At 61.1% G+C, this 20,208-nt stretch carries 23 protein-coding genes; 14 read left to right on the top strand and 9 right to left on the bottom strand.

Annotation, left to right across the window (positions count from 1 at the left end; translation table 11 throughout):
• The first annotated feature begins 155 nt into the window (after nucleotides 1–155).
• From HU715_RS03885 to ppnP, 3 genes are all read left to right on the top strand, one after another.
• Nucleotides 156–2,126, top strand: coding sequence for an acetyl/propionyl/methylcrotonyl-CoA carboxylase subunit alpha (locus tag HU715_RS03885; protein ID WP_186705325.1), 1,971 nt, complete (start codon nucleotides 156–158; stop codon nucleotides 2,124–2,126).
• Nucleotides 2,127–2,188: 62 nt separating this feature from the next.
• Entirely contained in the window at nucleotides 2,189–2,731 is a 543-nt protein-coding gene (locus tag HU715_RS03880; RefSeq protein ID WP_186705326.1) for a 3'-5' exonuclease, read from the top strand.
• 93 nt (nucleotides 2,732–2,824) lie between these two features.
• Nucleotides 2,825–3,109, top strand: coding sequence for a pyrimidine/purine nucleoside phosphorylase (gene ppnP, locus HU715_RS03875; protein ID WP_014337306.1), 285 nt, complete (start codon nucleotides 2,825–2,827; stop codon nucleotides 3,107–3,109).
• Between the two features lie 166 nt (nucleotides 3,110–3,275).
• On the opposite strand, the gene HU715_RS03870 is transcribed toward ppnP, so the two are convergent.
• Together HU715_RS03870 and HU715_RS03865 are read right to left on the bottom strand one after the other, a co-directional pair.
• Nucleotides 3,276–4,085, bottom strand: coding sequence for an MOSC domain-containing protein (locus HU715_RS03870; RefSeq protein ID WP_186705327.1), 810 nt, complete (start codon nucleotides 4,083–4,085; stop codon nucleotides 3,276–3,278).
• 70 nt (nucleotides 4,086–4,155) lie between these two features.
• Nucleotides 4,156–5,079 carry a chemotaxis protein CheV gene (locus HU715_RS03865; RefSeq protein WP_053120553.1) on the bottom strand — a complete coding sequence of 308 codons (924 nt, stop codon included), beginning with the start codon at nucleotides 5,077–5,079 and terminating at the stop codon, nucleotides 4,156–4,158.
• Between the two features lie 479 nt (nucleotides 5,080–5,558).
• Between HU715_RS03865 and HU715_RS03860 the strand changes: the two genes are divergently transcribed.
• The 3 genes from HU715_RS03860 (at nucleotide 5,559) to HU715_RS03850 (ending at nucleotide 7,796) form a co-directional block, all read left to right on the top strand.
• Nucleotides 5,559–6,026, top strand: a complete 468-nt coding sequence (locus HU715_RS03860) for a hypothetical protein (protein WP_186705328.1) — start codon at nucleotides 5,559–5,561, stop codon at nucleotides 6,024–6,026.
• Between the two features lie 220 nt (nucleotides 6,027–6,246).
• Nucleotides 6,247–7,140 (top strand): sensor histidine kinase, encoded by an 894-nt coding sequence (locus HU715_RS03855; RefSeq protein ID WP_186705376.1) that lies wholly within the window; start codon nucleotides 6,247–6,249, stop codon nucleotides 7,138–7,140.
• Nucleotides 7,137–7,796 (top strand): response regulator, encoded by a 660-nt coding sequence (locus HU715_RS03850; RefSeq protein WP_186705329.1) that lies wholly within the window; start codon nucleotides 7,137–7,139, stop codon nucleotides 7,794–7,796. The genes HU715_RS03855 and HU715_RS03850 overlap by 4 nt, the downstream gene beginning before the upstream one ends.
• Here HU715_RS03850 and yegS read toward each other — a convergent pair.
• Nucleotides 7,780–8,697 carry a lipid kinase YegS gene (gene yegS, locus HU715_RS03845; RefSeq protein ID WP_186705330.1) on the bottom strand — a complete coding sequence of 306 codons (918 nt, stop codon included), beginning with the start codon at nucleotides 8,695–8,697 and terminating at the stop codon, nucleotides 7,780–7,782. The genes HU715_RS03850 and yegS overlap by 17 nt on opposite strands.
• Nucleotides 8,698–9,006: 309 nt before the next feature.
• On the opposite strand from yegS, the gene HU715_RS27230 reads away from it, so the two are divergent.
• Nucleotides 9,007–9,315: a hypothetical protein gene (locus HU715_RS27230; protein ID WP_225917545.1), complete on the top strand. Its 309-nt coding sequence runs from the start codon at nucleotides 9,007–9,009 to the stop codon at nucleotides 9,313–9,315.
• Between the two features lie 59 nt (nucleotides 9,316–9,374).
• On the opposite strand, the gene HU715_RS03835 is transcribed toward HU715_RS27230, so the two are convergent.
• Both HU715_RS03835 and moaB read right to left on the bottom strand, forming a co-directional pair.
• On the bottom strand, nucleotides 9,375–10,562 hold the full coding sequence (locus HU715_RS03835; protein WP_186705378.1) for a molybdopterin molybdotransferase MoeA: 1,188 nt from the start codon (nucleotides 10,560–10,562) through the stop codon (nucleotides 9,375–9,377).
• A gap of 22 nt (nucleotides 10,563–10,584) precedes the next feature.
• Entirely contained in the window at nucleotides 10,585–11,124 is a 540-nt protein-coding gene (moaB, locus tag HU715_RS03830; RefSeq protein WP_053120541.1) for a molybdenum cofactor biosynthesis protein B, read from the bottom strand.
• 78 nt (nucleotides 11,125–11,202) lie between these two features.
• Between moaB and mobA the strand changes: the two genes are divergently transcribed.
• The gene (gene mobA, locus HU715_RS03825; protein WP_186705331.1) at nucleotides 11,203–11,805 is read left to right on the top strand and encodes a molybdenum cofactor guanylyltransferase MobA; all 603 of its coding nucleotides are present in this window, start codon (nucleotides 11,203–11,205) and stop codon (nucleotides 11,803–11,805) included.
• 75 nt (nucleotides 11,806–11,880) lie between these two features.
• Nucleotides 11,881–12,102 carry a YgdI/YgdR family lipoprotein gene (locus HU715_RS03820; protein WP_186705332.1) on the top strand — a complete coding sequence of 74 codons (222 nt, stop codon included), beginning with the start codon at nucleotides 11,881–11,883 and terminating at the stop codon, nucleotides 12,100–12,102.
• Between the two features lie 307 nt (nucleotides 12,103–12,409).
• Here HU715_RS03820 and HU715_RS03815 read toward each other — a convergent pair whose 3' ends face one another.
• From HU715_RS03815 to HU715_RS03805, 3 genes are all read right to left on the bottom strand, one after another.
• Nucleotides 12,410–13,300: a pseudouridine synthase gene (locus tag HU715_RS03815; protein WP_186705333.1), complete on the bottom strand. Its 891-nt coding sequence runs from the start codon at nucleotides 13,298–13,300 to the stop codon at nucleotides 12,410–12,412.
• A 71-nt stretch (nucleotides 13,301–13,371) separates the two neighbouring features.
• Nucleotides 13,372–13,692 carry a transcriptional regulator gene (locus tag HU715_RS03810; protein WP_186705334.1) on the bottom strand — a complete coding sequence of 107 codons (321 nt, stop codon included), beginning with the start codon at nucleotides 13,690–13,692 and terminating at the stop codon, nucleotides 13,372–13,374.
• 91 nt (nucleotides 13,693–13,783) lie between these two features.
• Complete coding sequence (locus HU715_RS03805; protein ID WP_186705335.1) at nucleotides 13,784–14,020, bottom strand: glutaredoxin family protein; 237 nt, start codon at nucleotides 14,018–14,020, stop codon at nucleotides 13,784–13,786.
• A 188-nt stretch (nucleotides 14,021–14,208) separates the two neighbouring features.
• On the opposite strand from HU715_RS03805, the gene HU715_RS03800 reads away from it, so the two are divergent.
• On the top strand, nucleotides 14,209–15,921 hold the full coding sequence (locus HU715_RS03800) for a cation:proton antiporter (RefSeq protein WP_186705336.1): 1,713 nt from the start codon (nucleotides 14,209–14,211) through the stop codon (nucleotides 15,919–15,921).
• On the opposite strand, the gene HU715_RS03795 is transcribed toward HU715_RS03800, so the two are convergent.
• Nucleotides 15,918–17,126 carry an ammonium transporter gene (locus tag HU715_RS03795; RefSeq protein ID WP_186705337.1) on the bottom strand — a complete coding sequence of 403 codons (1,209 nt, stop codon included), beginning with the start codon at nucleotides 17,124–17,126 and terminating at the stop codon, nucleotides 15,918–15,920. The genes HU715_RS03800 and HU715_RS03795 overlap by 4 nt on opposite strands.
• A 328-nt stretch (nucleotides 17,127–17,454) precedes the next feature.
• Here HU715_RS03795 and HU715_RS03790 point away from each other — a divergent pair, with 328 nt between their 5' ends.
• The 4 genes from HU715_RS03790 (at nucleotide 17,455) to HU715_RS03775 (ending at nucleotide 20,034) form a co-directional block, all read left to right on the top strand.
• Entirely contained in the window at nucleotides 17,455–17,769 is a 315-nt protein-coding gene (locus HU715_RS03790; RefSeq protein ID WP_092166820.1) for an ElaB/YgaM/YqjD family protein, read from the top strand.
• A gap of 2 nt (nucleotides 17,770–17,771) precedes the next feature.
• The gene (locus HU715_RS03785) at nucleotides 17,772–18,161 is read left to right on the top strand and encodes a phage holin family protein (RefSeq protein ID WP_060738527.1); all 390 of its coding nucleotides are present in this window, start codon (nucleotides 17,772–17,774) and stop codon (nucleotides 18,159–18,161) included.
• A complete protein-coding gene (locus tag HU715_RS03780; protein ID WP_053120523.1) occupies nucleotides 18,158–18,493 on the top strand; it encodes a hypothetical protein in 336 nt (111 codons plus the stop codon). Before HU715_RS03785 ends, HU715_RS03780 begins: the two co-directional genes overlap by 4 nt.
• Nucleotides 18,494–18,705: 212 nt before the next feature.
• Nucleotides 18,706–20,034, top strand: a complete 1,329-nt coding sequence (locus HU715_RS03775; RefSeq protein WP_186705338.1) for a deoxyguanosinetriphosphate triphosphohydrolase — start codon at nucleotides 18,706–18,708, stop codon at nucleotides 20,032–20,034.
• The last annotated feature ends 174 nt before the right edge of the window (nucleotides 20,035–20,208 follow it).

Below are 20,208 nucleotides of genomic sequence, written 5' to 3'. Positions count from 1 at the left end.
GTGCCCTGTCCGCTCGGTTGTGGAGTTTGAAAAGCTTCGCGAGCAAGCCCGCTCCCACATTGAACTGGGACTACCTGATGATCTCGGTCAACTGTGGGAGCGGGCTTGCTCGCGAAAGGGCCCGAACAGACAGCGCAAAAACCCAGGAATGACCCATGCCCACCTTCAGCAAAATCCTCATCGCCAACCGCGGCGAAATCGCCTGTCGCATCCAGCGCACCGCCCAGGCCCTGGGCTACCGCACGGTAGCGGTGTTCAGCGAGGCCGACGCCGATGCGCTGCACGTGCGCATGGCCGATGAAGCCGTGCTGATCGGCCCGGCCCCGGTGCAACAGTCCTACCTCAATCCCTTGGCCATGCTCGACGCAGCCCGGCGCAGCGGCGCCGACGCGATCCACCCCGGCTACGGCTTTCTTTCGGAAAATGCCGGGTTCGCTCAAGCCTGCGAAGAAGCCGGCATGGTTTTCATCGGCCCCAGCCCCCAAGCCATCGACCTGATGGGCAGCAAGCGCCGCGCGAAAATCGCCATGCTCGCAGCCGGTGTTCCCTGCATCGCCGGTTACCAGGGCGCGGCCCAGGACGACGACACACTGCAACGCGAAGCCGAGCGTATCGGCTACCCGCTGATGATCAAGGCCAGCGCCGGTGGCGGCGGTCGTGGCATGCGCCTGGTCCAGCGCGCCGAAGACATGCTGGAGCAATTGCGCAGCGCACGCTCGGAAGCCTTGCACGGTTTTGGCAGCGATGAGTTGATCCTCGAACAGGCGTTGATCGATCCACGGCATGTGGAAGTGCAGATCTTCGGCGACCATCACGGTCAACTGATCCACCTGGGGGAACGGGACTGCTCGATTCAGCGGCGCCACCAGAAAATCATCGAAGAGGCGCCCTGCCCGGTCATGACCGCCGACCTGCGCCGGGCCATGGGCGAGGCGGCGCTTGAAGCGGGGCGTGCAGTGAACTACGTCGGAGCCGGGACCGTTGAATTCCTGCTCGCGGCGGACGGTCGGTTTTACTTCCTGGAGATGAATACGCGCCTGCAAGTCGAACACCCGGTCACCGAGTCGATCACCGGCCTGGATCTGGTCGCCTGGCAATTGGACGTCGCCGCCGGCAGGCCGCTGCCCCTGCGCCAGGACCAGGTGACGCTCAGCGGCCATGCCCTGCAGGTGCGCTTGTACGCCGAGGACCCGGCGGCGGATTTCCTGCCCCAGACCGGGCGGTTGATCGGCTGGGCGCCGCCGATACAGGACGGCGTGCGAATCGACCATGGCCTGCTGCCAGGCCAGGCCATCACACCGTTCTACGATTCGATGTTGGGCAAACTCATCGCCCATGGCGCCACCCGCGAAGACGCCCGGCGCAAATTGCTCCGGGCGGTGGAAGATTGCGTGCTGCTGGGCGTCCAGAGCAACCAGCGCTTGCTCGCCGGGTTGCTGGCACATCCGCGCTTCATCGACGGCGACTTCGGTACCGGTTTCATCGGTCAGCACTTTGCCAATCATCCCGCACTACTGCCCATTGAGCCCTCGACCGAGCAACTGGCCATCGCCACGGCAGCGTTTTATCAGGCCTCGCAGGCACGGCATGCCCCCGGCCTGGGCGGGTGGCGCAACAGCGTCGGCACGGCGCGGCATTATAGGATTGGCTTCGGTGAACACGACTGGACGCTGGCCCTTGAGGCCAAAATCGACGGGACCTTGAACATCCGCAGTGCCGAACGCCTGGTCGAACTGAGGCTGCTCGACGTTGACGCCAATGGCGCGTCGCTGATGATCGATGGGATTCGCCAGCGCCATGCCTGGCGCCTCGATGGCCACGACCTCTGGCTGTCCACCCGCCCCGGCAGCCTGCACCTGCAAGACCGGACCCTGGCTCCGGTCACCGCCAAGGCCACCGCCAGCGACGGAACGCTCAAGGCGCCCATGGACGGCGCCATTGTCGAGTTGCTGGTCAGCGAAGGCAGCCCGGTGCGCCAGGGCCAACTGCTGATGGTGCTCGAAGCGATGAAAATGGAGCATCCACTCATGGCCGGCGTCGACGGCGTGGTCAGGCAATTGCAGGTCAAGCGGGGTGACCAAGTGAAAAACCGTCAGGTTTTGTTGCGTGTCGAAACAGCCCACTAGTCGGATGCCCGGGGTTTGACTACGCTCAAACCCATCAGCACGCCGATACCGGGAACCCTGCGATGCCTCACTGGCTGGTGATTGATCTGGAGGCCACCACCGATGAGGGTGGCTGGCCGGTAACCGAAATGGAAATTATCGAAATCGGCGCCACGCTGGTGAATCGTGACGGCCGCGAAGTGGATCATTTCCAGCGCTTCGTGCGGCCCCTGAGACGCCCGCTGCTCACGCCTTTCTGTCGTGAACTGACCCATATTACCCAGGCCAATATCGACAGCGCCGAGCCCTTGACCGAAGTCTGGCCGGCGTTCGAGCGCTGGCTGGCGCCGTATCATCCGAAGCTGGAAAGCTGGGTCAGTTGGGGCGACTACGACCGCAAGCAACTGCTGCAGGAATGGCAGCAACAGCGGTTACACAGTGTCCTCGGCCAAGTGCCGCACATGAACCTCAAGCAACGCTTCGCCAAGGCCCGTCGGCTGGAACGACCGCTGGGGCTCAATGGCGCACTGCAACTGGCTGGCCTGCAATTCTGCGGTCAACAGCACCGAGCCCTGGAAGATGCCCGCAATACCGCGCGGTTGTTGCCCTTGGTGCTGCCGGGTTGAGCGGTGCCCGCCACCCGGCGCGGCAGATGACGAATGTTGCAGCCTTGTGCATACTGGCCGGCCTTTTTCAGCCCCTTTTTCGAGGAATCGCCCATGTTCAAAGTCAACGAGTACTTCGACGGCACCGTCAAGTCGATCGCTTTTGGCACTGCCGAAGGCCCAGCGACCATCGGCGTCATGGCTCCGGGCGAATATGAGTTCGGCACGGCCCAACGGGAAATCATGCACGTCGTCTCCGGTGCCCTGACCGTGAAGCTGCCCGACAGCACCGACTGGGAAACCTTCGAGGCCGGCAGCCAGTTCAATGTACCGGCCAACAGCAAGTTCCAGCTCAAAGTGGCTGTCGACACTGCGTACCTGTGTGAGTACCGCGGCTGATTCGACCACAACCTGTGGCGAGGGAGCTTGCTCCCGCTGGACTGCGCAGCAGTCCCAAAAGGCTTAGCACAATCGGCCTGACACGCCGAGGTGGCAGTTCTAGGGGCTGCTTCGCAGCCCAGCGGGAGCAAGCTCCCTCGCCACACATTTTTATTCACGGCGCTTTTTACTCAAGCACCTCAACCGGCATGCCGACTTCAAGCCGACCGTTGCTGTCGTTGACCAGGTTCTGGCCGAACATCGCGCCGTCCGGTGTCGAACGGTATTGCTGCAGCGTGGCAAAGGGTTCGCGATTCGGATCGCGCTCGCCGGTTTGCGGATCGACCGTGGTCATGATGCACCGCGAGCAGGGCTTGACCAGCCGGAACTCCACCTCGCCGATACGAATACGCTTCCACCCGTCCTCGGCAAACGCTTCGCTGCCCTCGACCACCAGGTTGGGACGAAAGCGCAACATTTCCAGCGAACGACCGACCCGACTCGACAGGTCCTGCAACGAGGCCTGGCCAATCAGCAACAAGGGGAAACCATCGGCAAAGGCGACCTTGTCGTCGTCCTTGCCATAACCGGCTGCGGTGGTGCGCGCCAGCTCCACCGGCACATGCACCAGCCGCGTAGGGTTGCCGATGAATTCACTGACCCAGGCCGCGGCCTCGTCACCGGCATCCGGCACACGCAAGGTGTCACGCCAGATGATCACACCGCGCCGCTGCTCTTCCTGGGTAGATGGCAACGACACGTCGATGGCGCCATGGCCGGGCGCACTGAGCGTCAGGCCCCCCGCCTCGTTCCACAAGGCCGAAAGCTGGCTCATCTTCGCCACGGCGCGCTGGGTCAGGAATCGCCCCGTGCCCTCGTCCACCAGCATCCAGCGCCGATCGCCGTCCAGCCCGAGCTTGTCCAGGCCGATTTCCGACAAGGGCTGGCCCTTGCCGGACTTCAACGGATACCGATACAGCGCGCTCAGCCGCAACATGCTCAACTTCCCCGGGGGCAAAAAAAGCCACCTTATACGAGCCGGCCATTGAAGCAAACCACCATCGGTTTCAGTCGAGCATCAACCGCTGGCGCACGACGTCGACCAGCTTGTCCGGCTGGAATTTGGAGAGGAAATTGTCGCAGCCAACCTTCTTGACCATCGAGTCGTTGAAGCTGCCCGACAGCGAGGTGTGCAGTACGACATAGAGCCCGCGCAAACGCGGGTCGTTACGGATTTCGGTGGTCAGGCGGTAGCCGTCCATTTCAGGCATTTCCGCGTCGGTGAAGATCATCAGCAATTTATCGGTCATGACCTCGCCGGTATCGGCCCAGGCCTTGAGCATGTTCAGCGCCTTCAGGCCGTCGCTGGCAATGTGCATTTTCACGCCCAGTTGACCCAAGGTGTCGCGCAGTTGCGAGAGCGCCACATTGGAGTCGTCCACCAGCAACACTTCGCGGCCGCGGGCACGTTCCAGCACCGGATCTTCGAGTTTGTCCCGGGAGACCTTGGCGTTGTACGGCACGATTTCGGCCAGGACTTTCTCCACGTCGATGATTTCCACCAACTGATCGTCCACCTTGCTGATGGCCGTCAGGTAGTGCTCGCGGCCAGCACTGGTCGGCGGCGGCAGGATGGCTTCCCAGTTCATGTTGACGATGCGGTCGACGCCGCCCACCAGGAATGCCTGCACCGAACGGTTGTATTCGGTCACGATAATGGTGCTGTTGGCGCCCGGCACCAACGGGCGCATGCCAATGGCCTGGGACAAGTCGATCACCGGCAGCGTCTGGCCACGCAGATTGACCACACCGCACACGAACGGGTGACGTTGCGGCATCAACGTCAGCTTCGGCAGTTGCAGGACTTCCTGGACCTTGAACACGTTAATGGCGAACAGCTGTCGACCCGCCAGGCGAAACATGAGAATTTCCAGGCGATTCTCACCCACCAGTTGGGTTCGTTGATCTACTGTGTCGAGAATGCCGGCCATCGATGACTCCTGGGCTTGTTCGGATGAATCCAATAAAACAGCTATCGGCGGCACGAGCCGAATCTTGACCCCAGATAAAATACAGCGCGGGGAATTGATATCACATTAACATCATGTTTTACTGGCTTCACGATCTCATTCTCCGTTTTTCCCGCTGCGCGACTCCTGTTTGCGCACTAAGTTCCGCTGCCTAAGGGATTCCCCTAGGTACAATCAGGTCCAACCTGATATTCCCGCTTTCCAATAGCCATTAATGTGACGCCATTCTCATTGCTGAACGGAGTCAGGCTTTTGTGCGCGACCACAGGACATCGGACCTGCTGCCTTTCGGCCGATCCCATCCGTGCAATCGTTTGCGAACTCGCCTTCGCGCAACGGCTCGGGCGTGTCGTCGCGCGTCCGTCCGCGGTCGTCCTTGAGATCCAGCCGTTCGCCATACGCGGTTTCCTTTCGCCTGACATGATGTTGTGGAGATAAGCATGCCGAACGATCGTAGAAACTGGAATCAACGTCTTCCCGAATTTCTGATCGAGGCCGAGACGCTGCTGGCCAAGTCGGAGGAATGCCTGAGCCATCTGCAATTGATCAACAACGACAAGGACGCCATCGATTGCATGCTCAGCACCTTGCTGAAGCTGTCGAACAAAGCCAATGCCCTGGCGCTGGAAGCCGTTTCGGAGTTTTCCATGCATATCCATGGTTTGCTCAGCCACGCGCAAAACATGGAATTACATGATCAGGCCCTGGAAGCCTTGAAGGATTGCTTCACCCTGATGGCCTGGCAATTGGAGCTGGTCGATCACACCACCGGCCAGTTGGGCCTGGACAGCAGCGAGCAGACCTCCTTGATCGAGGCATTCGCTTTCCAGGTAGGCCAAAGTCCCGGCGAGGCATTGGCCGCGTCACGTCCGTTGGCGTTGGTGTCCTACCCCCAGAAACAAGCCTGATCTGATGGCAATTAGCCTGCGCTTTAGCGTGTTCAGGGCACCATGCCGAGCGCGACCCGCGATAGGCGAAGTGGTACTATCTCCTGCGTCAGCCACTTCAAGACAGCGCCATAAAAGCCGTCGACCGAAGCCGTCTCCGACCTGATACGTTTACCCGACCCGGCCTGTCAGATGCGCTGACCGGCCTGCCCGCAGCGAACATTCATTGGCTCCATCCGCTATGCACGCCAGCCTCAAGTCATTTATCACCTGGCCTCCGTCCCGAGATAACGCCCGTCGCTTCACATTACTACTGTGCATCTGCTCGACCCTCGGCTGCCTGCTGGCCTACCTGTACGCCCACACGGTGCCGCTGGGCCTGCTGGCCCTGAACGTCGCGGCCTTGAGCTGTGTCTGGATCCACCATCGATTGTCGCGCAAATCCATCAAGTTCCAGCCCCAGGAGCTGGCCGACCGGCTGCTGGAGGTCCAGGAGAATGAGCGCCATCGGCTCAGCCGTGAATTGCACGACGACATTGGCCAGTTGCTGACCGCGGCGAAACTGCAAGGCGAATGGCTCAAGCGGCGGATGCCGGAAGAATTGCAAGACCAGTGCGCACTCCTGTGCGAGACCCTGGACGAAACCCTCAACAAGGTCCGTGATGTATCGGCGATCCTCAATCCGCGGGAACTGACCAGTCTCGGGCTTGAAGCCAGTCTGCGGGCACATCTGCTCAAGACCCTGGCCAACGTCCCGGTGAAGTGGAGCCTCGATTGCCAGCAGCGCATGACGGGCATCCCGGAGGAGATGTCGGTGGCGGTGTTCCGGATCACCCAGGAAGCGGTCACCAATATCTTGCGCCATGCCCGGGCGACAAATCTGCTGGTACGCCTGCAACGCTTGCCCGACGGCCTGACCCTGCTGATCAGCGACGATGGCCTGGGTTTTGCGCCCGCCAGCCACCCCGCTCGTGAAGGTCAACGGGGCATGGCCGGCATGTCGGAGCGGGTCGAACAATTAGGCGGCACCCTCAAGGTCATTAGCGAGGCCGGCAAAGGCACGCACATCGAAGCACGCTTTCCCTGGGCGCCGCGTGCCCTGGAACGAGCCAGTAAGAATAAGGTTCTCCTTTGATTTGTAATTTGCTTCTGGTAGATGACCACTCCCTGATCAGGGCCGGCGTACGAGCCCTGGTCATGGATATCCCAGGTTACGCCGTGATCGGCGAAGCCAATGACGGCACGCATTTGGTGGAGTTGGTGGAGCGACTGAACCCCGACATCGTGCTGCTGGACATTTCCATGAAGGACACCAGTGGCCTGGACGCCTTGCAGCAGCTCAAGCGGGTGCGCCCCCACAGCAAGGTGCTCATCCTGTCGATGCATACGGATCCGGCGCTGATCATGCAGGCGCTGGAATACGGAGCCCATGGCTATCTGCTCAAGGACACCACCGCCACTGAGCTGAAACACGCCCTGGAGGCGCTGCGCAACAACGAACGCTACCTGAGCCCGGCCATCGCCCATACCGTGATCAACCAGGCGCTGACCCGTGTCCAGAAACATCAGCCGGACCCAGCCCAGACCCATAACCTGACCGCACGCCAGTTGGAGATCCTGCGGCTGATCGTGCGCGGCAAGTCCACCCGGGAAATCGCCAACGGCCTGAACCTGAGCATCAAGACCGTGGAAACCCACCGGGCGCAAATCATGAAGCGCCTACAGATCCATGACGTGGCCGGCCTTGTGCTGTTCGCGGTGCGCGAGCAAATCATCAGCCTGGACGATTGAGCGCCGTCGCGCCGCCCAACAGCGGCGAATCGGACGGCAGGTGCAGCCGCAACACCTTTGGGCGGACAGTGAAGCGCAGGGTATCGACCTGCAACGGCTCGCCATCGAGATTGATGTCCAGGCCTTGCGCGACCTTGATCTCCACCCAGGGCAAGCGCGCGCGGACAAACATGTTGTCGATGCCCAGGCCGCCCGCGAGCAAGTCCTTCAAGGTGCTGACCACTTCCTGGGGTGCCGGCAGGATGCTGATGTCCAGCAATCCATCATCCGCCAACGCCTCCGGGCACAGCACATGGCCTCCCCCCGCCTGCCGGCCATTACCGATGCCCAGCGCGAGCAAATCGCCCTGCCAGTGGAAATCGGGCCCCTGCAACTCACCATAGGCGGCACTGAGCTCACTGAATCGCGACAGGCCCGTGAACAGATAGGCAGCGCCGCCCAGGACCTTCTTGAGGTCCTCGGAGGTGTTCGCCGTCACCTGGCTGCCGAAACCACCGGTGGCCATGTTCAGGAAAATCCGCCCGCCGACTTCGCCCACGTCAACGGCCCGCGGCGCAACGTCCAATAAATCCATGGCTTGCGCAGGTTCCAGCGGCACACCGGCCGCCCGGGCGAAATCGTTGGCCGTGCCCAGCGGCAACAGGACCAGGCTGGCATCGCTGGACTTGCGGGCGATCGCTTCGGCGATATCACGCAAGGTCCCATCACCGCCGCCAGCGATCAGTCGCGTATATCCGGCAGCCAGCGCTTCATCGACCCAGCGCTGGGCATCACCGGCTTCCCAGGTCAACCGTACCGCCAAGTCCCAGCCCTGCTCGCGCTTGAGCATCACGGCCGAGCGAACCTCTTCGTTGAGCGCTTGCTTGCCATGCAAAATCAACAGCGCCTTGCCTTTGCTCATCGTGGTCTCCGTCATTGGAAGGTTCAGGCATGGGACCGCTCATTCGAGCGAAAAAGCCCAGTACACCTCATTATTTTAGAAGCGCAGGACGGCTCGTCCGATCAACGCGCCCTGATTCGAAGAGTTTTCTTACAGGATCTGGCGAATCAGCTCAATTGACCCTCCAGTGGTATTGAGACACCTTGGGTTCATGTTTTGCTGGATCGCTTAAACCTCATCACACAAGGAAGCATGCTCCCATGGATGGATACGTTACGGCCCGCAGGGGCCGGATCACTCGCTCGAACAGTTATGGGGATGGACCGTCCCATGCATAACCGTGAATACAAGCTGTCTCCCCGGCAGCTCGCGTCCTTTGGAAGCGGGCAGGCCGATACTCGAAACGAATGCAAAAGTTGCAGTAATCCCGCTGGAGGAATTGATTTGGAACCGCGCGTCGTTGAACTGGAAACCCACCTCAAATACATCCGTAAAGACATGGATGAAATTCGTACCGACGTCAAGGTGATCCGCCACAGGCTGGCCTATTCGGCTGGCGCCGCGGCGGTGGTGCTCGGCCTGCTGGGCTGGGTCGCCAACAACCGATTCGATCAGTTGGTGATGCTGCTCACGCGATAAGGTGAGGCGCGCAACGGCCCGAGCGTCCCACTCGGGCCGGAGAACACCTGGTAGGCATGCTAGCCCAGGACTTCGCTCAAGGGGATGAAGCCCACTTCGTCACCCTCCACCAGCGTCTGTCCTTCGAGCACTTCGACCAATCCTTCGGCCCAGGCCGCGCTGCGCAGGACCCCCGAGCTCTGATTCCGGTAGATGACCGCTCGACCATTCTCCATGCGGCCTCGCAGGTATTCTCGGCGACTGCCCGCCTTCGGCCAGGCGAAACCGGCCGGCACCTTGAACTTGAGCGGCGTCACCGACTGAACGCCTTGGCGTCTCAACAGGTAAGGCCTTGCCAGCAGTGCGAACGTCACGAGGGTCGACGCGGGATTTCCAGGCAGGCCTATGACCGGCACGCCACGGTAATGCCCGAACGTCAGCGGCTTACCTGGCTTGATGGCGAGCTTCCACAGTGTCAGCTCACCGTCCTCACGCAAGGCGATGCCGAGGAAGTCCGCCTCCCCCACCGAGACACCACCGGTGGACAGGATCAGATCGACATCCGACAACTGCGCCAGGCGCTCGCGGGTGGCCGGCAAATCGTCGGGCAGGATACCGGCATCAACCACCTCACAATCCAGGCGTTGTAGCCAACCACACAGCAGCACGCGGTTACTGTTATAGATCTGACCAGGCCCCAGTGGCTGGCCGGGCTCGACCAGCTCATCACCCGTGGACAGAACGGCGACGCGGACCTTGCGCACCACGTCCAGCGATGCGCAGCCCAAGGATGCCGCCAAGCCCAGCTCGATCGGCCCCAGGCGAGTGCCGGCAGAGAGGACCTGCTCGCCAACGGTGGTCTCCTGTCCTTGAGGACGAATGTTCTGTCCACTGACCATGGGCTCGGTAAACCGCACCCGCTGGTCGCTTTCAACCACGGCATTTTCCTGCATCTCGACGCAATCAGCGCCAGCAGGGACTGGCGCCCCCGTGAAGATCCGCGCGCACGTGCCAGCGGCCAGCGGCTCCGGCGCCTGCCCGGCAAAAATCCGCTGGCTGACCACCAACGGCTCGCCGCTCCAGTCCGCCAGCCGCAAGGCATAGCCGTCCATGGCGCTGTTGGGCCATGGCGGCAAGTCAAGGGTCGATACCAGATCCTCGGCCAGCACTCGCCCTGATGCCTCGGCCAACGGCAAACGCTCGCGTTGGACAATCGGTGTGCTCGCCGCCATCTCGAGCAGCCGTTCCAGCGCCACCTCAACGGCCATCAAGGCGCCGGCCTTACCCGGTTTACCCACGGGATTCACAAGGGGCTGCCTGTTTCAAATGAGCCACAAAGTTACATGGCCGATGCCGCACATCCAATTGTTCGGCCAGGATCCCATCCCATCCGGTACGCACCGCGTTGGTCGACCCTGGCAGGCAACATACCAGCGTGCCATTGGCCAGGCCGGCCAGCGCACGGGACTGCACAGTGGAAGTGCCGATGTCGGCCACGGATATCTGCCGGAACAACTCGCCAAAGCCATCGACCTGCTTGTCCAGCAGGCACGTGACGGCTTCCGGCGTACTGTCACGCCCCGTGAAACCGGTGCCGCCGGTGATCAGCACGACTTGCACCACGTCCTCGGCAATCCAGGTCGCGACTTGTGCCCGGATCTTGTACAAATCATCTTTGAGCAGGACCCGTGCCGCCAGGTTGTGACCCGCCGCCGTGAGCCGATCGACGAAGACCTGCCCGGACGTATCGGTTTCCAGGGTACGGGTGTCGCTGACAGTCAGCACCGCGATATTGAGCGGCACGAAAGGTACATCAGCCTTGGCTTTCATAGGCTCGTCCAGTTGTGAAGGAAACAGCCCGGTGTTATATCACAGCGCTTCATTTTTTCGCCCGTGCGGAGACACGCCATGACCTCGGAAACGCCACTGCCATCCTGCTCCATTCTGCTCCTGGCCGGTGGGCGCGGACAACGCATGGGCGGCCAGGACAAAGGGCTGGTGCAATGGCAAGGCGAACCGCTGATTGCCCATCTCCATCGCCAGACCCGCGCCATGAGCGATGACCTGATCATTTCCTGCAACCGCAATGCGCAACGTTATGCGCCGTATGCCGATCAGTTGGTGCACGATGAGGAAGGTGATTTTCCCGGGCCATTGGCGGGCATCCGCGCAGGTCTGAAGGCCGCGAGATACCCCTATCTATTGGTGCTGCCATGCGACGTGCCGCAAATCGACGCAAGCCTGCTCGACAATATGCGCAGGACGGCCAGCCTGCACCCCGACCGACCGTTGATGGTGCGCCACGGCGAGCATTGGGAACCGCTGCTGTGCGTCATCCCGTTGACCCTGGCAGCACGCTTCGAACAGGCCTGGAGCGAAGGCGAACGCAGCCCCGGCCGCATCATGCGCGCGCTGCACGCCGTTGCCTTGCAATGCCCTGCCGATGATCCGCGACTGGCCAATCTGAACACCCCGGAACTATTGGCCCGACATAAAGGCGTGTCAGATTGACACTAGCCAGGAACTTGCGCGCAATGTATACGTCTGAAGGTCAGTAACTTGAAGAATCCATTTCGGAGAAACACCATGACACAACGGACCCTCGCCACGTTCATGCTCGCTCTGGGCCTCGCCACCCTTGCCGGGTGCGCTTCGCCAACGGTGATCACCTTGAATGACGGTCGCGAAATCCAGGCCGTCGATACCCCACATTTCGATGAAGAAAGCGGCTTCTACGAATTCGAACAACTGGATGGCAAGCAGACTCGCGTGAACAAGGATCAGGTTCGTACCGTTAAGGATTTGTAATCTGTAACGCTGCTGCCCGATGTTGTTAAAAACCGGCGCTTCCTGAAGAGGGAAGCGCCGGTTTTTTTTGGGGCTTGGTTTTGGGTTTTAGGATAGCCGACCTGGTTATTGGTGAGACCGTGTTACCCCTGCGGGAGCGGGCTTGCTCGCGAAAGCGGTGTGTCAGTTTGCGGTGGCGTTGGATGGGCCGGCCTCTTCGCGAGCAGGCTCGCTCCCACAGGTTGTGCGGTGCACATGGGCTTTGGGCCTGCTGAAGATCCAACGAAAAAATCAAAACCTCACGCAGTAATAGCGGCTTCTAAACCAACTACCACTGCAACGAAATACCACTCTCGAACACCCGCTCCCGACCACTCACCGGATCAACAAAACGCAACCCCTGAGCCAGCAATTTCAAAGGATTGGCATAATCATCCTCAACATCCCGAAGCACATCCGGATAAAACGGATCATTGCAGATCCCCGCCCCAAGGGCATTCATGTGAACCCGCAATTGATGCTTCTTACCCGTAACCGGATACAAGCCATAACGCCACAACTCACCCTTCCTTTCCAACACTTCAATGGCCGTTTCGGTATTGGGCGCGCCCTGCCCTTCCTGCATCCGGAAGAACGGTTCGCCATCAATCATCCGGCTTTTATGCACCAGGGGAAAATTCAACCCAGGCAACGCACGGGCAATGGCTTGGTAGCGTTTCTCGATTCGCCGTGTCGGGAACAATGACTGATACGCCGAACGGGTTTGCGGGTTGGCCGAAAACAACACCAGCCCGGCCGTATGCCGATCGATGCGGTGCAGGGGCACCAGATGCGGATTGTCCAGCCGCCGGATCAACCGTCGCAACAAGGTTTGCTCGACATACTCGCCCGCCGGAGTGACGGGCAGAAAATGCGGTTTGTCTGCCACCACCAGGTGCTCGTCGGCGTATAGGATCGACTCCACCACCGGGATCGGTTTCTCGTCGGGTACTTCCCGGAAGTAGTGGATGCGCAAACCTTCGCGGTACGGCAAGCCGACAGGGATCGCCTTGCCCTCCGCGTCCAATACCCGGCCCCGGGCGATCCGGTCCAGCCACTGTTCACGGCTGATGGCGCTGAAATGCTCGCACAGGCATTCCAACACCGTCGGCCAGGAACCGGGCGGCAGGTACAACGTACTGGCCTGATGATGAGTGGCGGAAAACAATGAACCGGACATTAAAAACTCTTGGATATTTGGCATGCCGGCATTATCCGACAGTCGCCCCAGCCAGCCCAGCGATGATTGCTTTACGCCGTGGCCGATGTCGGTTTTGCCGCCGCTTCGGTGAACTCTTTCAACCAGCGCAGTACGTCCACCGCCTCCCAGCGACCCGGATCGTAGAGCGCGTACAGCAAGCCCTGGTAACCCACCACATCCAACTGCTTGTGATAGCCGGCGCGCTGGAACAACGCTTCGATTTCGGCGAAGCAGGTATTGAAATGCAGTTTATTGAAGGGTGTCTTGCCTTCGGTCACCAAGCCATCCAGGCGAAGCTCCAGGACCGCCTCATGCACAACGTCCGCGGACATCCTGTTTACGCTGGCTTTCAGTTGTTCGACATTGACCAAGGGGTGCACTCCAGATAGCTGTATGGGCATACAGTAACCGAAGCGCGATATTTTCGCCAACCACAGTGTCAGGAACTGACGAACGAGCCGTTCAACGGAGGAATGTCACGATCTGTTCGGTATCGAAGGGCCAGTCCAGCTCGGCACCGGTATCCAGCCTGCGCAGCACGGGAATCCGCAGCCCATAGTCCTCCACCCAGTCTTCACGTTCTGAAATGTCCACTAATTCCACCAACAATCCATGTTCGACCAAAGGCATCAGTTCAGCTTCGGCGACTTCGCAAAGATGGCACCCCAGGGTACCGAACAATTGGCATTCAGGAGGCATGGCGGGTAGACCCAAAAAAGATAGACGGTCATTCTAGGCTCGCCTCGGAAAACCGTCGAGTCGCTGGCTCGCTTCAGGGTGTTTCGGTAAAACGCTGATGCAAATCACTGAACGCAAATGCTTTTCCAGCGACGCTTGTCGCGTTTTTCCCTCTACGCTGTGCGTTGTACCTTGAAACGGAGTTCCCCTTGTTTGCCAACCTGCTGATCATCCTCGCCTCGTCCCTGGTGGTCATCGCCCTGTTCAGGCGGCTGCGCCTGCCACCGGTGCTGGGTTATCTCTGCGTCGGGCTGGCGGTCGGCCCTACCGCGCTGGACTGGGTCAACGACAGCGAAGAATTGCCCGACCTGGCCGAGCTTGGGGTAGTGTTCCTGCTGTTCTCGTTGGGCCTGGAGTTTTCCCTGTCGAAAATGCTCGAACTGCGCCGGGTCGTGTTCGGCCTGGGCAGCCTGCAGGTGCTGTGCTCGGGAGCGCTGCTGGCAGGATTGCTCGCTGTATGCGGTGCCCCAGCGATCGCCGCGTTGCTGCTCGGCGCCGGGCTGGCCTTGTCCTCCACCGCCATTGTCAGCAAGGAGTTGACCAGCCTGGGCGAGATCTTCAGCAGCCACGGCCAGAACGCCATCGGTGTGTTGTTGTTCCAAGATGTTGTCGCGGTGCTGCTGTTGACCCTGGTGCCGGTCTTCGCCGGCAGCAGCGAGCACCCATGGTATTGGGCGCTGCCCCTGACCCTGGGCAAGACCCTGGTGTTGTTTGGCGGCCTGCTGCTGGCCAGCCGATTGCTGCTGCCACGGCTGTTCCATGAAGTGGCGGCGTCCCGGTCCGCGGAACTGTTCGTGCTGCTGGCCCTGGTGATCGTGCTGCTGACGGCATGGCTGACCCATCTGCTCGGATTATCGCCGGCCCTGGGCGCCTTCCTGGCGGGCATGCTGCTGGGGGAAAGCCACTACCGGCATCAGATCGAGGCCGATATACGCCCGTTCCGTGACATCCTGCTGGGGCTGTTTTTTGTCAGCATCGGCATGCTGATCGACCTGCAACTGTTCCTTGATGATGGCCTGTTGATCCTGGGATTGACCCTCGGCTTGATGCTCATCAAGGGCTGCGTGGTCGCCGTCCTGGTGAAATGGCGCGGCAGCGACCGTGAAACCGCCTGGCGCAGCGGCCTGGCCTTGGCCCAGGGCGGCGAATTCTGCTTTGCCTTGATGGCGCTGATGCAGCAGAACCGACTCATGCCCGCCGACATCAGCGGCCTGCTGCTGGCTGCGACGTTCTGCTCGATGCTGCTGACCCCGTTGCTGCTGCGCGCGGCGCCACGCATCGCCGCACGCCTGCATCGCAAACCCAACGAAGAGGCACAACTGGACCAGATCAGCGCACTCAATGCCGGGTTGTCGAATCATGTGGTGATTTGCGGCTACGGACGCGTCGGCCAGTCCATCGGACGCTTCCTGCGTCGCGAAGGCCAGGCGTTCGTCGCCCTGGATGACGACCCGGTGATCATCCAGGAAGCCACCGTCGGCGAGAACTGCGTGCATTATGGCGATTCCCGACGAGGGGACTTGCTCACCGCCGTTGGCTTGAACCGCGCCCGGCTGCTGGTGATCGCGGTGGACAAGACCGACATCGCCATCACCGTGCTCCAGGCGGCCCGGCGGATCAATCAACAGGTGCCGATTCTGGTGCGCACCCGTGACGACAGCCAACTGGCCGAGTTGCAGGCGGCCGGGGCCAGCGAAGTGGTCCCCGAGCTGTTGGAGTCGAGCCTGATGCTGGCCTCCCACGCCTTGATCATGCTCGGCCTGCCTGAACAGCAGGTCCGGCATCACGTGGATCAGGTCCGCCACGACCGCTACCGCCTGCTACACGGCTTTTATCCTGGTAACCAGGATAAGGAACCTTAGTCCTGGCTGACGGCGCCAATCTTGTGAATCGACAGGTCGGCGCCGTAATACTCTTCTTCCTGGGTCAGGCGCAGCCCCAGCACAACCTTGATGGCGCCATAAACCGCGAACCCACCGGCCAGGGCGATGACAACGCCCAGCGCCGTGCCGATCAACTGGCTGATCAGGCTGACCCCACCCAGGCCGCCCAAGGCACTCTGGCCAAAGACGCCACAGGCAATGCCGCCCCAAACCCCGCACAGCCCATGCAGCGGCCAGACGCCGAGCACATCGTCGATCTTCCATTTGCCCTGGGCTGCCGTGAAGCACCAGACAAACAGGGTACCGGCAATGGCACCGGTGGCCAGCGCACCCACCGGGTGCATCAGGTCGGAACCGGCGCAGACGGCCACGAGCCCGGCCAGCGGGCCGTTGTGCAGGAAACCTGGGTCATTGCGCCCGACAATCAATGCCGCCACGGTACCGCCCACCATCGCCATCAACGAATTGATCGCGACCAGCCCGCTTACCCCTGGCAAGGTCTGGGCACTCATCACGTTGAAGCCGAACCAGCCGACAATCAGGATCCACGAGCCCAGGGCCAGGAATGGAATGCTCGAAGGCGCGAACGCCACCAGGCGACCGTCCCGGTAGCGGCCATTACGCGGGCCGAGCAAGAGCACGGCGGCCAGCGCCAACCAGCCACCCATGGCATGCACCACCACGGAACCGGCGAAGTCATGGAAACTGGCGCCGAACCGGGCTTGCAGCCACGCCTGCAGGCCGAAATTGCCGTTCCAGACCAAACCTTCGAAAAACGGATAGACAAACGCCACGATCAGCACCGTGGCGCACAACTGCGGGGCGAACCGCGCGCGCTCGGCAATACCGCCGGAAATGATGGCCGGGATCGCCGCAGCAAAGGTCAGCAGGAAGAAGAACTTCACCAGGCTGTAGCCATGATCGGCACTGAGCACCGCTGCCGGTTGCAGGAAGGTCACGCCGTAGGAAATCCAATAGCCGACAAAGAAATAGGCCAGGGTCGAGACCGCAAAATCGCTGAGGATTTTCGACAACGCATTGACCTGGTTCTTTTGCCGGACCGTTCCCACCTCCAGGAACGCGAAGCCGGCATGCATGGCCAGGACCATGACCGCGCCGAGCAGGATGAACAGCGTGTTGGAGCTGTGGACCAGACTGTCCACGGCACTTTGCATATTTTCCATGGTGTTGGCAGACCTGAAAAAGTTGAAAAAAGCACCAAGCCGGTTCGCTCACCTCACAAACGCACCAAGTTGAAACGGACCAACGACCGAGTGCAGGTCGATGAACCGCTTTGGTGCGCCATAACGGGCAAACGAAGCCCCGCTTCGCGGGTTTTAATTATTTGGGTTAAGGTTTTACGGGCTTGCGCCCAGCTTCAGCGCACTGGCACGGGCTAACGCACCAGTACATGGCGCAAGCCTGAGCAAAAGTTGTACCAGCCACTTGCACTGAACCTTCCGGCAAGGCTCATACTCGAACGCTTCAGACGTCACTTACGGAGATTCACCGATGGCCAGAACCCAGGCAAAGACTGCTCAAGAAATTCTGATGGAAGATTTCCAGACGCTGGTCAGCGACACGGAGCGCTTGCTCGATCACACCGCGACGCTGGCAGGCGATCAAGCCGATGCACTACGCAGCCAGATCCACGAAACCCTCCTGCGCGCCCGCGAAACACTCAAGCTGACCGAAGATTCCATGCGCGAACGCGGCCAGGCTGCGGTAGTCGCCACCGAGGAGTACGTGCAGGCCAACCCTTGGCAATCGGTGGGCATCGCCGCGGGCGTTGGTTTTCTGATTGGTCTGTTGGCAACACGGCGCTGATCATGGGTATCGACGAATCCGGCTCGTCCGAAGCGGGCACACAACCTACAGCGCGCCGCCTGGGCGCGGCGTTTCTAGGCTTGCTGCACAGTCACGTCGAATTGTTCGGCATGGAACTGCAGGAACAGAAGGCACGCACCGTCAGCCTCCTGCTGTTCGCCGGCCTTGCGCTGGTATTCGGCTTGCTGCTGTTGGTCGGGCTTTCGGCGCTGGTGCTGATCCTGGTGTGGGACACCTATCGTCTGTCGGGCATTATCGGCCTGTGTCTGTTTTACCTGCTGGCGGCCCTGTTTTGCGGTCTGCGGCTCAAGGCGGCGATCTATGACGAGTCCTCCCCTTTCAATGCCACCCTCGAAGAACTGGCCAATGACCGGGAGCGCCTGCTGCCATGAGCCTGCCTGATATCCCCCAAGCCCGGACACGACAGGAAATGCGCAAGGCACTGGTGCGCCTGCGCATGGAAATGCATCGCCAGGAAATCCGGCAAGAGACGCGCCAGTTGTTGCAGCCTTTGCATCGAGTGCGCGGCTTGACGCAAAGCTGGCACGAAGGCTTCGGCATCAAGCATGCGCCACTGTGGGGCGTGGCGGCGGTGTCCCTGCTGGGCTTTCTCACTGGCAAACGGACCCGCCGTGGTGGTGGCGGTGGTGTAACAGGCTTGATCCGCCTGGCAACCACATTGCTGCCGCTGATCAAGCTGGCCAAGACCCTGCGCAAACCCTGAAAACCTACACCCTGTGGCTAGGGAGCTTGCTCCCGCTTGAGTGCGAAGCACTCACAAAATTTGGCCTGCTTCGCAGTCCAGCGGGAGCAAGCTCCCTCGCCACAAAGGATATGTATCCAGCCTGCGCAGGCCTATAGGCCTTGCAGGCCGCCCCACGAACCGGGAAGCTAGGGCATCGACCTCATCGACCTCATCGAACGGAGCAACCGGCCTTGGATTGGCATACCCTGCTGACTCGCGAACGTCTCGGAAAACCGCTGCACAGCCCACAAGAGCTGGGCCGTAGTCCCTTCCACAAGGACCACGACCGCATCATCTTTTCCGGTGCCTTCCGCCGCCTCGGGCGCAAGACGCAAGTGCATCCGGTATCCAGCAACGATCACATCCATACGCGCCTGACCCATTCCCTGGAAGTCAGTTGCGTCGGGCGCTCCCTGGGCATGCGTGTGGGCGAAACCATCCGCAACGCCCTGCCCGACTGGTGCGAGCCCAGCGACCTGGGCATGGTGGTGCAATCGGCTTGCCTGGCCCACGACATTGGCAACCCGCCGTTCGGTCATTCCGGCGAGGACGCCATTCGCTATTGGTTCCAGCAGGCCGCCGGGCGTGGCTGGCTCGATGCCATGAGCGAAGCCGAGCGCAACGACTTTCTCAACTTCGAAGGCAACGCCCAGGGCTTCCGCGTCCTTACCCAGCTTGAATACCATCAGTTCGACGGCGGAACCCGGCTGACCTATGCCACCCTCGGCACCTACCTGAAATACCCCTGGACCGCCCGTCACGCCGACTCCCTGGGCTACAAGAAGCATAAGTTCGGTTGCTACCAGAGCGAACTGCCACTGTTGGAACAGATTGCCCACAAGCTCGGTTTGCCACAGATCGAGGATCAACGCTGGGCACGGCATCCCTTGGTGTATCTGATGGAGGCCGCCGATGACATCTGCTACGCGCTGATCGACCTGGAAGACGGCGTGGAGATGGATCTTCTGGAATACCCCCAGGTGGAATCGCTGCTCCTGGACCTGGTAGGCGACGATCTTCCGGACACCTACCGGCAGCTCGGGCCGCAGGACTCTCGGCGGCGCAAGCTGGCGATCCTGCGGGGCAAGGCCATCGAACACTTGACCAACGCCGCCGCCCGGGCGTTTGTCGAGCAGCAGGAAGCGTTGCTGGCCGGCACGCTGCCAGGGGACCTGGTGGAACATATGCACGGCCCGGCAAAACGTTGCGTGTTGAATGCCAAGGACATGGCACGGCGGAAAATTTTCCAGGACAAGCGCAAGACCCTGCATGAAATCGGTGCCTACACCACGTTGGAAATCCTGCTCAACGGCTTTTGCGGCGCCGCCCTCGAACAGCACGGCGGGCGCACGCCTTCGTTCAAGAATCGCCGCATCCTCGACCTGCTGGGGAACAATGCGCCGGATCCCAACGGCCCTTTGCATGGTGCGTTCTTGCGCATGATCGATTTCATCGCCGGCATGACTGACAGCTACGCCAGCGAGATGGCCCAGGAGATGACGGGCCGTACGCGTCAATAAAAGGCGGGGAGTCGACGGTGTGCGGCACCTGGCACAAAACCTGTGTGCGAGCTTGCTCGCGATGGCGGTAGATCTGTGCTCATCGATGCAGGATGTGCCACCGTCATCGCGAGCAAGCTCGCTCCCACAGGGAACGGCGGTGAATGTGAATTTTGTAGCGCTGCGCCACAGGAA

This window comes from Pseudomonas zanjanensis (genome assembly GCF_014268745.2).
Classification (GTDB): Bacteria; Pseudomonadota; Gammaproteobacteria; order Pseudomonadales; family Pseudomonadaceae; genus Aquipseudomonas; species Aquipseudomonas zanjanensis.
The sequence above is the reverse complement of the archived record's forward strand: the minus strand, read 5'-3'. Positions and strand labels throughout refer to the sequence as shown.